12 protein-coding genes and 1 pseudogene are annotated in these 13,196 nt (G+C 67.0%); 8 read left to right on the forward strand and 5 right to left on the reverse strand.

The genetic code is table 11. From position 1 onward, the window contains the following. The first annotated feature begins 17 nt into the window (after positions 1 to 17). Positions 18 to 1,436: an AIM24 family protein gene (locus AB0H61_RS35345; protein ID WP_357312266.1), complete on the forward strand. Its 1,419-nt coding sequence runs from the start codon at positions 18 to 20 to the stop codon at positions 1,434 to 1,436. 40 nt (positions 1,437 to 1,476) lie between these two features. On the opposite strand, the gene AB0H61_RS35350 is transcribed toward AB0H61_RS35345, so the two are convergent. Together AB0H61_RS35350 and AB0H61_RS35355 are read right to left on the reverse strand one after the other, a co-directional pair. Then, entirely contained in the window at positions 1,477 to 2,511 is a 1,035-nt protein-coding gene (locus AB0H61_RS35350) for a DUF6745 domain-containing protein (RefSeq protein ID WP_357312268.1), read from the reverse strand. 31 nt (positions 2,512 to 2,542) lie between these two features. Continuing rightward, the gene (locus AB0H61_RS35355; protein WP_357312270.1) at positions 2,543 to 2,869 is read right to left on the reverse strand and encodes a hypothetical protein; all 327 of its coding nucleotides are present in this window, start codon (positions 2,867 to 2,869) and stop codon (positions 2,543 to 2,545) included. 154 nt (positions 2,870 to 3,023) lie between these two features. Between AB0H61_RS35355 and AB0H61_RS35360 the strand changes: the two genes are divergently transcribed. The 5 genes from AB0H61_RS35360 to AB0H61_RS35380 are packed head-to-tail and all read left to right on the forward strand — an operon-like array spanning position 3,024 to position 8,232. Beyond that, the gene (locus AB0H61_RS35360; protein WP_357312273.1) at positions 3,024 to 3,998 is read left to right on the forward strand and encodes an STM4015 family protein; all 975 of its coding nucleotides are present in this window, start codon (positions 3,024 to 3,026) and stop codon (positions 3,996 to 3,998) included. Next, the gene (locus AB0H61_RS35365; RefSeq protein ID WP_357312275.1) at positions 3,991 to 5,163 is read left to right on the forward strand and encodes an STM4014 family protein; all 1,173 of its coding nucleotides are present in this window, start codon (positions 3,991 to 3,993) and stop codon (positions 5,161 to 5,163) included. The genes AB0H61_RS35360 and AB0H61_RS35365 overlap by 8 nt, the downstream gene beginning before the upstream one ends. Beyond that, the gene (locus AB0H61_RS35370; RefSeq protein ID WP_357312277.1) at positions 5,157 to 6,116 is read left to right on the forward strand and encodes an STM4013/SEN3800 family hydrolase; all 960 of its coding nucleotides are present in this window, start codon (positions 5,157 to 5,159) and stop codon (positions 6,114 to 6,116) included. Before AB0H61_RS35365 ends, AB0H61_RS35370 begins: the two co-directional genes overlap by 7 nt. Continuing rightward, on the forward strand, positions 5,998 to 7,338 hold the full coding sequence (locus AB0H61_RS35375) for an STM4012 family radical SAM protein (protein WP_357312303.1): 1,341 nt from the start codon (positions 5,998 to 6,000) through the stop codon (positions 7,336 to 7,338). Before AB0H61_RS35370 ends, AB0H61_RS35375 begins: the two co-directional genes overlap by 119 nt. Positions 7,339 to 7,341: 3 nt before the next feature. After that, positions 7,342 to 8,232 carry an STM4011 family radical SAM protein gene (locus AB0H61_RS35380; RefSeq protein WP_357312280.1) on the forward strand — a complete coding sequence of 297 codons (891 nt, stop codon included), beginning with the start codon at positions 7,342 to 7,344 and terminating at the stop codon, positions 8,230 to 8,232. 104 nt (positions 8,233 to 8,336) lie between these two features. Here the strand turns inward: AB0H61_RS35380 and AB0H61_RS35385 are convergent. Further along, positions 8,337 to 8,741, reverse strand: a pseudogene (locus tag AB0H61_RS35385) (LysR family transcriptional regulator); the annotation flags it as partial. Positions 8,742 to 8,922: 181 nt separating this feature from the next. Here AB0H61_RS35385 and fdxA point away from each other — a divergent pair. Next, complete coding sequence (gene fdxA / locus AB0H61_RS35390; RefSeq protein WP_357312283.1) at positions 8,923 to 9,258, forward strand: ferredoxin; 336 nt, start codon at positions 8,923 to 8,925, stop codon at positions 9,256 to 9,258. Between the two features lie 1,325 nt (positions 9,259 to 10,583). Here the strand turns inward: fdxA and AB0H61_RS35395 are convergent. Continuing rightward, positions 10,584 to 10,919, reverse strand: a complete 336-nt coding sequence (locus tag AB0H61_RS35395) for a hypothetical protein (protein WP_357312285.1) — start codon at positions 10,917 to 10,919, stop codon at positions 10,584 to 10,586. A gap of 125 nt (positions 10,920 to 11,044) precedes the next feature. Beyond that, the gene (locus tag AB0H61_RS35400; protein ID WP_357312287.1) at positions 11,045 to 11,740 is read right to left on the reverse strand and encodes a hypothetical protein; all 696 of its coding nucleotides are present in this window, start codon (positions 11,738 to 11,740) and stop codon (positions 11,045 to 11,047) included. Positions 11,741 to 12,635: 895 nt separating this feature from the next. On the opposite strand from AB0H61_RS35400, the gene AB0H61_RS35405 reads away from it, so the two are divergent. Then, positions 12,636 to 13,040, forward strand: a complete 405-nt coding sequence (locus tag AB0H61_RS35405) for a hypothetical protein (protein WP_357312290.1) — start codon at positions 12,636 to 12,638, stop codon at positions 13,038 to 13,040. The last annotated feature ends 156 nt before the right edge of the window (positions 13,041 to 13,196 follow it).

Genomic DNA, 13,196 nt, shown 5'->3' on the forward strand with positions numbered 1-13,196 from the left:
ACCCGGCGGGACGTGTCGTGACCGCGCTGGCCCGCGGTGAGAACCGTCCCGCGCCCGCCGATCGGATGACGGTCACCGTCACCTGCGCCGCGCCCGTCGACGTGTCAGCACTACTGCTGGGTGCGGACGGGAAGGTCCGTTCCGATGCCGATTTCGTCTTCTTCAATCAGCCGGTCGGCCCCGGCGTCACCTACCGGCACGGCCGGGGCGCCGGAGATGTGGTGGATGTGCAGACCAGCGCGCTGCCCGCCGATGTGGACCGGGTGGTCGTCACCGCCAGCCTGGACGGGAGCGGACCGTCCACCTTCGCGGGCGCGAGTTCGCTGCTCGCGACCATCGGATCCGATTCGGGCACCCTGACATTCCCGATGGCCGGGCTGACCACCGAAACCGCCGTGGTGTGCGTGGAGATCTACCGCCGCGCCGGCGCGTGGAAGGTGCGCGCGGTCGGGCAGGGCTACGACAACGGTCTGGCCGGGATCGCCACGGCATTCGGCGTCGATATCGACGCCGAACCCGAGCCCGCCCCGCCCACCGCGCCGCCACCGCCACCGTCGTATCCGCCTGCGGCCCCGTCCTATTCGCCGCCCGGCCAACCATCGGCCGTCTCCTACCCGCCCCCGCCGCAACCGGCGCCCGGTTATCCGCCCCCGGTCGCGCCGCAACCGATGTCAGCACCCCAGCAAGGAGCACTGCCGATGCAGAGCGATCTGTTCAATCCCAGCTACGCCGAGGCCACCGGTGTCGGCATCCAGAAGCAGGGCGGCAAGATGATCAAGGTCGCCGTCAATGGGGAGACCATGGCGCGCGCCGGATCGATGGTCGCCTACCAGGGCGACCTACACTTCCAGGCACTCGGCTCGGGCGGCATCGGCCGGGCGATCCAGCAGCGCCTCACCGGCGAGGGTGTGCCGCTGATGAAGGTCACCGGCCGGGGTGATCTATTCCTCGCCAGCAACGCCGCCGACGTGCACATCATCGATCTGGACGGCTCCGACGGCCTCACCATCAACGGCGCCAACGTGCTCGGCTTCGACCCGACCCTGCGCTACGACGTCAGACGGGTACAGGGCGCGGCCGGATACGCCAGTAACGCCGGACTTTTCAACTGCGTCTTCACCGGACGCGGCCGCATCGCCATCACCACCCACGGCACCCCGGTGGTACTCAATGTCGACCAGCCCACCTACGCCGACCCGCAGGCGGCGGTCGCCTGGTCCTCGAGCCTGCAAACCGGCATCAAACGCAACGACTCCTTCGGCCTGGGTCGGCTCATGGGCCGTAGCACCGGCGAAGGCATAACCCTCGCCTTCTCCGGGCGCGGTTTCGTCATCGTCCAACCCTCTGAACTCCCACCCGGCGGCCTGATCGGCGGCACCGGCGGCGGTCAGCAAGCGGGCCAGAGCGGTGGCGTCCTCGGCGGCATCTTCGGCTAGACATCAGGAGGGAATCCGCGATCGACCGGGTGCCGCGGACTCACGTCTGCCGGACAGGCTCGTAGTCCTCGGCGCTCAGGCCGAATGTCCAGGCGACTCCCGCGCGAGCTGTGTCGGTGGTGGGTGGCACGCGCAGCCAGTAGGTGCGGCTGGTGCCGTCGGGCTCGGGGGTGGAGTTGACGACCTCGACCATGACCACGTCCTCGTCGCCGTCCAGTTCGATCCGCCACAGCACGCCGGTCTCGTCGCGGTGAATGGGACGGGCACCCGATTCGTCGAGATAGCGGTCGTAGCCGTAGTACTCGAGCATCACCCGGCGCAGCTCGGCATTCTCTTCCTCGCGGATGCGCTCGGGCGTCAATGTCCGCAGACCGTCGAGGAATTCGGCGGGGACGGGCATACCGCGCCAGGCGTGCAGTTCGAATCCGTCGGCGTACGCGAGGGCGGGGCCATCCGCGCGGTCGAGGCGGCCCGCTTCGTCCCGGTGTAGTTCGGTCGGGCGGTCACTGATCAACGCGACGTTCTCGTAGGGCCACCACCAGCCCGCCTCCCGCGCCACGCCGGCGATGCCGCCGAGCGGATCGCCGGGTCCGGTATCGAACGCGGACAACCACGCCGCATCGTGCTGGCCGAGTATGGCATCCAGCAACAGCAGGCGAATGCCGGTCTCCTCCTTGCGTTCACGGGCCGCGGCCGCGATGACACCGGTGCGGATACGGTCGACGACCGTGCGGGTCAGCTCCCACAGGTCGGCGCCGGTCGACTGCCAGTGTTCACTGAAGCCCTTCGGCCCCAACTCGGCGTGCACGCGCTCCCGTTCCGCCGCCCACGGTCCGTTGCGCAGCGCTTCCCGCACACACGCCCCGGTGTTTCCGGGTTCCCCGGAGCGCAGCATGCGCACTGCCTCCAAGGGCGAACGCGCCCATACGATGCGCTCGGGCGCACCCAGCCCGGCCTGCCGGTAGGCCGACCGCACCGCGTCCTCCGCCGCCGCCCGATCACCGGGGCCGGTCGCCGTCGACACCGATCGCCAATCATCCCGTTTCATCACGTACTCGCTCAATTCTTTACTCACCGAATGTTTTCCGAGGAATCCCGGGACGCGGTCAGTCGGCGACGATCCGGACCGAACCCGGCACGTACTCCCGCTGACGCACCACCCGGTACCACCCCTTCGGCAGCGCGATGGCCGCATGCTCCTCGTGGACGACGCGCCCACCCTCGGGCAGATGCAGCAGCATCGGGCCGGTCGCGCCGGATTCGCGGATCAATCGACCCGGCCCCTGGACCGCGTGCGCGTGACCGGTGACCTCACCCAGCGCGAGTACCAGCCTGCCGCGGGCGTCCCTGGCCTCCGAGGGCGCGTGCGCCGCCGAGTCGGGTACGGCATTCTCCGCCAACGGCGCGATCAGGACGTCGCCTTGCCGATACATGATTTCTCCTCCCGTCGCGGCACGAAATCGGTGCCGTGTCAGGGACGGTAGCGGCGGGCACCGACAAGCCCGCCCGGGCTCGGCCATTGTCGGTGGCACTTGGTAGAACTCACGTATTCGATCACGGGCACGGCCGGAAGGGGCGGGGCGCACAATGACCATCGGCGACCATTTGCAGAGGTTCGGCGGCAAACGCGCCTTCACCTTTCCCGACGCGGAGCCGGGTGCGAGCAAGTCGCGCGATGAGCTACCCGCGGCCGATTCGGTGGCCTGGCGCATCGGGGTGGAGTCCTACGATGCCAAGGAAACCTGGCCGGAGTGCTTCGCCCGTTTCGCCGAGGCCGTCGATGTGACGCAGGTGCGGGCGCTGATCGTCGGCATGTGGAACGACGCGTACGACAACGGCCCCGACGAGGTGATCGAGACCCTGGTGGCGGCCAAGGACCGGTTGCCCGCATTACGCGCGCTGTTCCTCGGCGACATCGTCATGGAGGAGTGTGAAATCTCCTGGATCACCCAGGGTCTGGTGACACCCCTGCTCGATGCCTTCCCCGCGCTGAAGGTGTTCGGCGTACGCGGCGGCCAGAACTTGGACTTTCCGGCCGTCCCGCACGAACGGTTGAAGAAACTGATCGTGCAAACCGGTGGCATGCCCGCCGAGGTCGTGCGCGGTATCGCGGCGAGCGAACTGCCCGCCCTCACCCATCTCGACCTGTGGCTGGGTACTTCGGAATACGGCGGGGACAGCGATGTGAACGATCTGGCTCCGATCCTGGCCGGGAACCGGCTGCCGAATCTGAAGCATCTGGCGTTGCGCAACAGCGAGATTCAGGACGAGATCTGCACCGCGCTGGCGGCGGCGCCAGTGGTGGCCCGGCTCGAGGTGCTCGATGTCTCGATGGGCGTACTGACCGATGACGGCGCGGCCGCCCTGCTCACCGGTCAGCCACTCAGTCATCTGAAATCCCTTGATATGCACCATAATTACCTCACGGACGCGATGCGCGACCGGCTGCGGGAGGTGCTGGAGCCCGCGGAAGTGCGGCTGGACCTCGATCCCGACGACGCCGAGGAAGACGACTCGGACGAGGACGGCACCGTCTGGCGCTTCGTCTCGGTCGGTGAGTGACGCGCCCGTGTCCGCGAGCGCAACGCACCGCTGGGTGATCGTCGGCAACGGCGAGAATCGGCGGGTGCGGATGTTCGCCGAGGCGGCCCGCGCGGCCGGATCGGCGACGCCCCGGGTGGTCGAGTGGCGTGACGTGCTGCGCGACGGCGGCCACGACTTCGCGCCCGACGAGATCGTGCGGCTGGACTCGCCCGGCGAGAACCCCGAGGTGGACGAATTACTGCGCGGCATGGCCGAACCGACGCGGGTGGAGGGTTCCGCCCGCTGGTACGCGCGGTTCCTGGACGCGGTCCGGTCGCTACGCGGCGGCCTGCGGCTCGATGATCCGGCCGAACTGGCCGTGCTGTTCGACAAGCGGCTGTGCCATGCCCGCCTGGCGGCCGCCCAGGTCCCGGTGCCGTTCTCACCCACCTCGGGCGCGACCGCGCCGGTGCGCGGCTGGTCCGATGTCCGGTCTCGGATGTGCGACGCCGAGATGCCGCGCGTATTCGTCAAACTCGCGCACGGCTCCTCGGCATCCGGTGTGCTCGCCGTCGAATCGACCCGCGCCGGACGGCTACGGGCGACCACATCGGTCGAAGTCGCGCCGGACGGTCGCCTCTACAACTCGTTGCGGATCCGCAGCTACACCGACGAACGCGAGATCGCCGCGATCGTCGACCGGCTCGCACCGGACGGGTTGCACCTCGAACGCTGGATTCCGAAGGCCTCGCAGCGGGGCCGATCCGCCGATCTGCGGATCCTGGTGGTGGCGGGGAGGGCCACCCACGCCGTCGTCCGCACCAGCCGCGCACCGCTGACCAACCTGCATCTGGGTGGTGCGCGCGGCGATCTCGCGGCGGTGCGCGCGGTCGCCGGTGACCGGTGGGCGGATGCGCTGTCGATCTGCGAACGGGCCGCCGCCTGCTTTCCCGGAACGCTCTGCGTCGGCGTGGATCTGCTCCCCGCGATCGGCTGGCGAAAGTTCGTCGTCGGTGAGGTCAATGCCTTCGGCGACCTGCTGCCACGGCTCACCGGATTGCCGGAGGGACCGGCCGCGGGCGTGGATACCTATACCGCTCAGATCAGCGCGGCGCTGCGGCGCTATCGCACTGCTTCGCAACATCTTCCGCCCGAACCCGTACTCGCCGGGGCATCGGGCGCGAACGGGGGCGCCCCGTGGTGACGCCCGATCTGCTCCCGCCGCGGCCCGATATGAACGAGGTGGTCGGCCGCGACGATCTGCTGCTGCTCACCCTCGACACCCTGCGCTACGACGTCGCGGTCGAGGCGGCCGCCGCGGGTCGCCTGCCCAATCTCGCGGCGCATCTGCCGGAGGGCCGATGGCAGCGGCGTCATGCCCCCGGCAATTTCACCTATGCGTCGCACCAGGCGATATTCGCCGGATTCCTGCCCACACCGGCCGCGCCGGGGCCGCACCCCCGGCTGTTCGCGGCGCGCTTCGCGGGCAGTGAGACGACGGCGGAGGGCACCTTCGTCTTCGACGCACCCGATCTGGTGACCGCGCTCGCCGGGCGCGGGTATCACACGGTCTGCATCGGCGGCGTCGGCTTCTTCAATAAGCAAGGCGCACTGGGCAATGTCCTGCCCGGACTGTTCGCGGAGAGTCACTGGGAGCCCGGATTCTCCGTGGCCTCGCCCACCTCATTCGAGGAGCAGGTGGCGCGCGCCGAACAGGTGGTGGCCGGACTACCGGCGCATCAGCGACTCTTCCTGTTCCTCAACGCCTCCGCCCTGCACCAGCCCAACTGGTTCCATCTGCCCGGGCGACCCGTGAGGCGGGCGACAGCCGGGCCACGCATGCGGCCGCACTGGAATATATCGACCGGCACGTGGGCCGCCTGTTCGACGCGATGCGTTCGCGCCGACGCTGTTTCGCCATCGTCTGCTCCGATCACGGCACCGCCTACGGGGATGACGGCTACACCGGACACCGGCTGGGCCACGAGTCCGTGTGGACAGTTCCCTACGGCCACTTCTTTTTGGAGCCCACCGCATGATCGATACCGCCACCCGCCTACCCCGGCCGTATCAGAGCTACGTCTACGCCTACCCGCACAAGACGGCCTACCGTCCGCTGACACCTCGACCCGCGCTCGCGGACCTCTGGGCGGGTGAGGCCAAGCAGGCTCTCTCGCTGTATCTGCACATCCCGTTCTGCGAAGTGCGCTGCGGATTCTGCAATCTGTTCACCCGGGTCGGCGCGCCCGACGACCTCACCGGCCGTTACCTCGACGCGCTCACCCGGCAGGCGGAGGCCGTCCGTGCCGCGCTGGGCCATGAGGAACCGATTCGCTTCGCCAACGCCGCCTTCGGCGGTGGTACCCCGACCTATCTCGAGGCGGGCGAACTGGCGCGGCTGTGCGATATCGCCGAGCGCGTCATGGGTGCGGATCTGCGCGCGATCCCGCTGTCGGTCGAGGCCTCCCCCACCACGGCGACCGCCGACCGGCTGGCCGTCCTGGCCGAACGGGGGACGACCCGGCTGAGCCTCGGCGTGCAGAGCTTCGTCGAAGAGGAGGCCCGCGCCGCCGTGCGGCCCCAGCGACGCGCGGACGTGGAGGCCGCGCTCGGCCGCATCCGCGATACCGACATCCCGGTCCTGAATATCGACCTGATCTACGGCATCGATGGCCAGACGGCCTCCAGTTGGCGGCTGTCCCTGGACGCGGCGCTGTCCTGGGCGCCCGAGGAGATCTACCTCTATCCGCTCTACGTGCGCCCACTGACCGGACTCGGCCGCCACGCCGATCCGATTGTCGCGGACCGCGATTGGGACGAACAGCGGCTGCACCGGTACGCCGAGGGCCGCGATCACCTGCTCGCCAACGGGTACCACCAGGTCTCCATGCGCATGTTCCGGCGTACCGACGCGCCACCGCAAGGCCCCGACGACTACGCCTGCCAAACCGACGGCATGATCGGCCTCGGCTGCGGAGCCCGCTCCTACACCTCCGGATTGCACTACTCGTTCGACTATGCCGTCGCCCCTCGGGAAGTCCGCGCCATAATCGATACCTACACCGCCACAACGGATTTCACCCGCGCTATCTACGGCAGGATGATCGATGCCGACGAGGCCGAGCGACGCTACCTGCTCCAGTCGCTGCTGCAAGCCGACGGCCTGCCCGTGGCCGACTACCGGCAGAGGTTCGGACGCGATCCGCGGCAGGACTTCCCGGCCGAACTGGGCGTTCTCGCCGACCGCGGATGGCTGGCCGACACCGATTCGGCATGGTTGCGGCTCACCCCCGAGGGTCTGGCCTACTCCGACGCCATCGGTCCCGAATTCTTCTCGCCCGCGGTGCGGGCCGCGATGGCCACGTACGAACATCGGTGACGCATGGACCTGACGATTCTCTATCGCGGCCCACTGGCCTCCTGCGACTACGACTGCCCCTATTGCCCTTTCGCCAAACGACGCGATTCGACCGCGCAGTTGCGGGCGGATCGCGCCGCGCTGCAACGCTTTACGCAATGGGCGCGCACTCGCACGGACGATCGGCTCTCGATATTGTTCACGCCCTGGGGTGAAGGGCTGGTGCGTTCCTGGTATCGCCGGGCACTGGTCGAGCTGTCACACGAGCCGCATATCGCGCGCGTCGCCATTCAGACCAACCTCAGCTGCCGCACCGACTGGCTGGCCGAGGCCGATCGTGACACCGTCGCACTCTGGTGCACCTACCACCCGGGACAGACACCGTACGACCGCTTCCTCGACAAGACCGCCCGGCTCGCGCGGTCGGGTATTCGCTTCAGCGTCGGCATCGTCGGCCTACCGGAGCATCTGGAGCACGCGCGGCGGTTGCGGGCCGATCTGCCCGATCACATCTATCTGTGGGTGAATGCCGCCGAGGGACACAGCTATACCGACGAACAGGCGTCCACCTGGACGGAGCTGGACCCACTGTTCCCCTTCAGCCGCCACCCGCACCGCTCGGCGGGTCTGCCGTGTCGCACCGGCTCGTCGGTGCTTTCCGTCGACGGCGACGGCACCGTGCGCCGCTGCCATTTCGTCCGGGAACCACTCGGCAATCTGTATGACAATTCATACCGCCGGGCTCTGGCGCCGCGCCCGTGCCCGCTCGCGGTCTGTGACTGCCATATCGGCTACATCCACCTGGAGACATTGCCGCTGTATGACGTTTTCGCGGGCGGTGTCCTGGAACGCATCCCGACCGTCGACGCCCGCCGGAATGCGCCCGTCCCCCTCACCATGCCCGCTATCCGCTGACCTCCGCTACCTGCACAGCGCCTCGGCAAGCTCGCCCTTGTTCATCTTCGAGCGACCCTTGATATTGCGCTGACGTGCCTCGTTGTACAGCTGATCCCGTGGGAATTTCCCACCTCCAGCGCCACCGCCACCTCGGGACGTGCGTCGCGCAATGCGGCGAGCCACTGCGGCATCCGGTGGTCGGCAATGGTTTTCGAGGCCGCGATGCGCAATTTGAATCCGGCAGCGCCGCGTAGGTCGGCGACACCGGTGGCGAACGCGTGCGCCGCCGCCAGAATCGGGCGAGCGTGCTCGACCACCGCCCGACCCGACTCGGTGAGCACGGAACCGGTGGGACCGCGGTCGAGCAACCGCAGGCGCAGCCGCCGCTCGAGCGCGGTGATCCGCATACTCGCGGCGGGCTGAGTGATCCCGTGCCTGCGGGCGGCGGCACCGAGACTGCCCAGTTCGGCGACCGAGACGAGCAGGTCGAGCACCTCCAAATCGGGCGTTCCGGGCGGCAGGGTCATAAGGATCGATTATGCGGGGCCGGGACGAACGCTATCCGGGGCCGCCGCGTACAGGACATAAGCATGGCTTATGAGGTGGTAGGCAATCGGTGGCTACCGGATTTCGGCTCCACCGGTGATCGTTGAGCGTGCCCCGCACGCATCGACCGGAGCACCCGGCACCGAATCCTCAGGAGACATCATGGCTTTCGTCATAGGCGCGGACTGCGTCGACGTCCTGGACCGCGCATGCGTGGAGGAATGCCCGGTCAGCTGCATCTACATCGGTGAGAGAATGGCCTACATCCACCCCGTGGAATGCGTGGATTGCGCCGCGTGCGAACCGGCTTGCCCGGTGGAGGCCATCTATTACGAGGACGACGTCCCGTCCGGGCAGCAGGTCTTCGTGACCGAAAACGCTCGATTCTTCGACGAGCCGCTACCCGGGCGCGACGAGCCGCTCGGCTCACCCGGCGGTACGGCGAAAGTCGGTGCGCTGGGCGTGGATACGGCGTTCGTGGCGGAGTACCGGACGTAGCGCCACAATCACGGCCGTCCCTGCGATCTCCATCGGTTTCAGGATTCTCGAAGTGGCCGAATTCGATCCGGCGGTAGCCTGTCCGCGGGTCCCCGAATTGATCTAGTTCCATCGACGCCGTGATGGTCGCGGTCGTCTGCCGACCCGCTGTGGACGGCGATTGCACTCGGTATTCAGGCGAACCGGGGGGCTGGAGGAGCAGCGGTTGGCCGCATTCGCTTGAGGCGTAGAGGGTTGGCAGCCCCGATATCCTCTGCCAGTTGTTGACGAAGCGCGGCGGCCAAGCTTCGCAACGTCTGTGACTCGTCCTCCGAAAGCGGTGCGGCACTAATTGAACCAGTGGCTCCGTAATCCCTATATGCGACCTCGGCGAGTGCTGTGGTGAGACGAAAATACTGTTCTCGTGCACTCGGCGTGAGGTACAGACCTCCTGATTCTGGGCCATAGTGCCAGGCGAAGAACTCGGCGATGAAGCCGTGCACAGCCTCACGCGTCGGCTGGGCTTCGGTAGGGAGCCAATACCTCGGCAGATTTCTCGACGCATAGAAGAGAGCCTCGTAGCATTCGACACGCTTGTTCTGAAGTGATTGGTCGTACGTATGCTCGAGTGTCAGCCTCATGGTCGTGCGCGTTGTCGCAAATGCCACGGCGCTAGCGACGATGGAGCCGAGGATTGCTCCGAGTACACCAACAAGTAGGGTCATGACGACTACCTCGTGTTGCTCCCTGAACTGCGAGCTTTATTGTGGCAGAGCGGTTTCGGTGGCATACAAGCTTTCGGCAGACGTGAACGGGGTTGGTTAGGTCGCTCACGGCCTTCGCATGAAGAGCGGAGGGTCGCGGATTCAAATCCTGTCACCTCGACGGAAGGCCAGGTCAGGGGCCCGTAGCCCTGGCCTGGCGCACTGATGGGTTCGGGTTTGCCCCCATTTCGCCCCCGTGTTTCGACACGGCAGGGTCTCCACTATCCAGCCAATCGTTCCAGCAACGCCGAGGAGTCCGGCGCTTCGTTAGGCCTATCGATGTGGTGCCGCTCGATAATGGACATGTGCCGGTGGCGCCATGCTTGCTTGCCTGCTCGGGCCCAGCCTCCTCAGCCACCAGACTCAGCGCGGTGTCACGACAGTTGTACAGCTGAACCCACGCGTACCTCTCGCCAGGCCCGGCGAACGCTGTTCGGCTCCCACGGAGTTCCCTTGCGTGTCTGGAAGATCAGCTCTTCGCACTCCGGTTCCATACCGGCGCAGATTCGTTCGAGGGCGGCGGCAGTGAAGCTTGCTTGGTACTCGTAGCGCCCGGTAGCCGTCATCGGCCTTCGTCCAGGCCTACCGGTGCAAGCCGAGTTCGTCGGTCCGGATCAGCGTGCCCGCGACAACGACGCGCACCGGCGAAACCGTCAGATCGACATCGCACCGACGCAGGGCGAGTCCTTCGCCAGGGCGTGCACCCGTAGCGAGCAGAATCTCGATCGCGTCTACCACCGCGCGTGATCGCGGCGGCCCCGACCCGTACTCGTTGCAACCGATCCGCTTCGCAGGAATGCCGGGGATTGCTTCGCCTTGCAGCCACGCGGTCATCTGTTCGCGCAGGGCAGCGAGATCCTCGATCGAGATCGCCCGAGGCTTGGACTTCGTGCGCCGGATCTTCCCGACGTCCGTCACTGGGTTCGTCGGTACCGCGTCATGGCGAGTGGCGAGCCCATCATGCCGTCCAAGCCAACTTCTGAAGCTGCGCCTTCCGGCGCTTGCCCGTGGCAGCAACCATCTTCAAGTGGGTGTCCAGGCGCTCATGCTTGCCAGATCGTGATATTGAATTCGGCGGGATCTGTATACTGCCCGGTCGCAATCGTTTTCGTGAAGGTGATCGCTGCGACGATCCCTTTGCTCACGTAGCAGATCACGTCTCCGGCAGCAGGTGCTTGGATCTGCTTGACGTAGCGGGTGTTCTTCCTGCAGCTTTCATAGCTGCCAGGCTCGCCATCTAGCTTCGCAAATGTCGCCTTGTCCTCGGTCAATTTCAGGAAGTAGCCCCACCAATGGATTCCGACAACGGCGTCGCTGGTTGGAAACGGGCATTCCGACATCTTCCCGATTGGGAGATTGAAGTCTTGCGCGAGAACAATCGGGCAATTCTCGACCAAAGCGGCTCCGGCCGCCTGCCCGGCCGCTGTGTTCGTCTGGGACATGCGGGTGGTGCCGGTTCGTGACGACGTTTCGGCGGCAGCGGTTACGACTGATGTGATGGTTCTGGTCGCAGGTTCCGAACTCGCTGGCGCTGTCTGCCGTCCAACAAGTACTCCCAGTCCGGTCAGGGCGACAATGAGTCCGGAGATCGCGGTGATCCATGCCGGCCCGAGATCGCTGATCCTGGATCGATGCCTGGACGCTGATTCAGGTGTCGGCGGCCGGTGTGGCGGTGAAGAAGACTGCTGTTCAGGATGATTCGCACGGGCTCCCCCCGTGGGCGGATGCTGCTCGCTCACCGGGCAGAGTCTAGGCGGACGAAAACCGCAGCGCCACAAAAGTTATTCGAGTGGGTGGTCGCGTCGGGCCCAGCAGGGATCGCACCTGAGGCAGCCGAATGCCGCTCGTACAATCGTCGTCCAGCACGATAACTGCTCCGAAGGGGAGTCCGGCGTGGAAATCGGTTGTCCGAGTTTCGATTTTATCGACCAGGTGCAGAGCGTTCAAGCGATCCACGGGGCTGATGTGAGTACAACCCCACCAGCAACACCAGCGCCGGAGCCGCGATTCTTGAGCTGCCCGAGGCGGTGCGGAAACCTACGGCAAGTCGGCCTCTCGGTACGGGGATTGACCGCCTTTTCCGGCGGCTATCGCACGTAGATCGCACGCGAAATGGATTGCCTATCCGCCGATTTCGCATGTCTGGACTACGGTTTGGCCTTGTTGAGTGGTGGGGTGCACGATGGGTGAACTGGTAACCGGCCTGCTCCGCAGGGCCTCCCTTCGCGCGAACACAATGCAGGCCATCACACAGCAGGGCCCCTTCGGCTTCGGCTTCGGCTGGCGTCTTCCCGCCGTACCGTTGCAGCACCCACGCGCGGACAACAATATTTCGTCGCAGCCGGCGTCGATCGGTCATTCCTGGACTCGATCGAGGGCGCAGGTGCCACGGTTTGCATCGGCAGCCCCGGCATCAGTCACGCATCAGGATGTCCGAGCCACAGCGATCTCGGGCCGTGTGATCGCCAGCGGGGTCAGCTGGTGCGTTGATGGCCGATCGCGGTGTCAGTGGTGGTGTCAGGCGTGTGTCAGCTCGGTGTCAGTCAGCCCGGCGACAGTGTGTACATCGAACAGAGCGACCGGCACCGACACGGTTCCAGTCGCGGCCACAACCGATTTCGAGGAGTACACGACATGTCCATCACCATCACCCTCACCGACCAGGACAAGGCCACCCTGCGCACCGCCGCCTACGGTGCGGTGTCGCTGATGGCCGCCTCCGGTGCGCCGCACAAAGGCATCGCGCACGGCTCCATCGCCCTGACCTCGGCGACCGGGCTGGTCGGGCACGTGCTCGCCGCCAAGTCCAAAGACATCCATTTGCACGGTAAGTCCGTCGCCGAACTCGCCGACCAGGTGCTGCCTGCCCTGACCGCAGCCATGAGCCTGCTCGGCGAGCAGCATCCGGGCGAGGCCGACAACTTCCGCGGCACCGTCCTGGTCGCTGTCGAAGCCGCCGCCGGGCCCCGCAAGGACGAGCCCAGCCCCGCCGTGGCCGCGATGGCCCGCAAGATCATCGCGGCTCTCGACGCCGCCTGAGGGATGCGGGTACCGACGCAGCACAGCTGGTCGCGGGGGGGGGGGCGGGCCCCCCCCCCCCCCCCCCCCCCCCCCCGCACCCCCTGCGGGCGCGCGGCCCGGGGCGACCCCCCCCACAGCAGCACAAAAACGAGGTTAAGGGGCGGGGGCGCGGGC

Origin of the sequence: Nocardia sp. NPDC050710 (assembly GCF_040654375.1) — a bacterium.
Taxonomy (GTDB): Bacteria; Actinomycetota; Actinomycetes; order Mycobacteriales; family Mycobacteriaceae; genus Nocardia.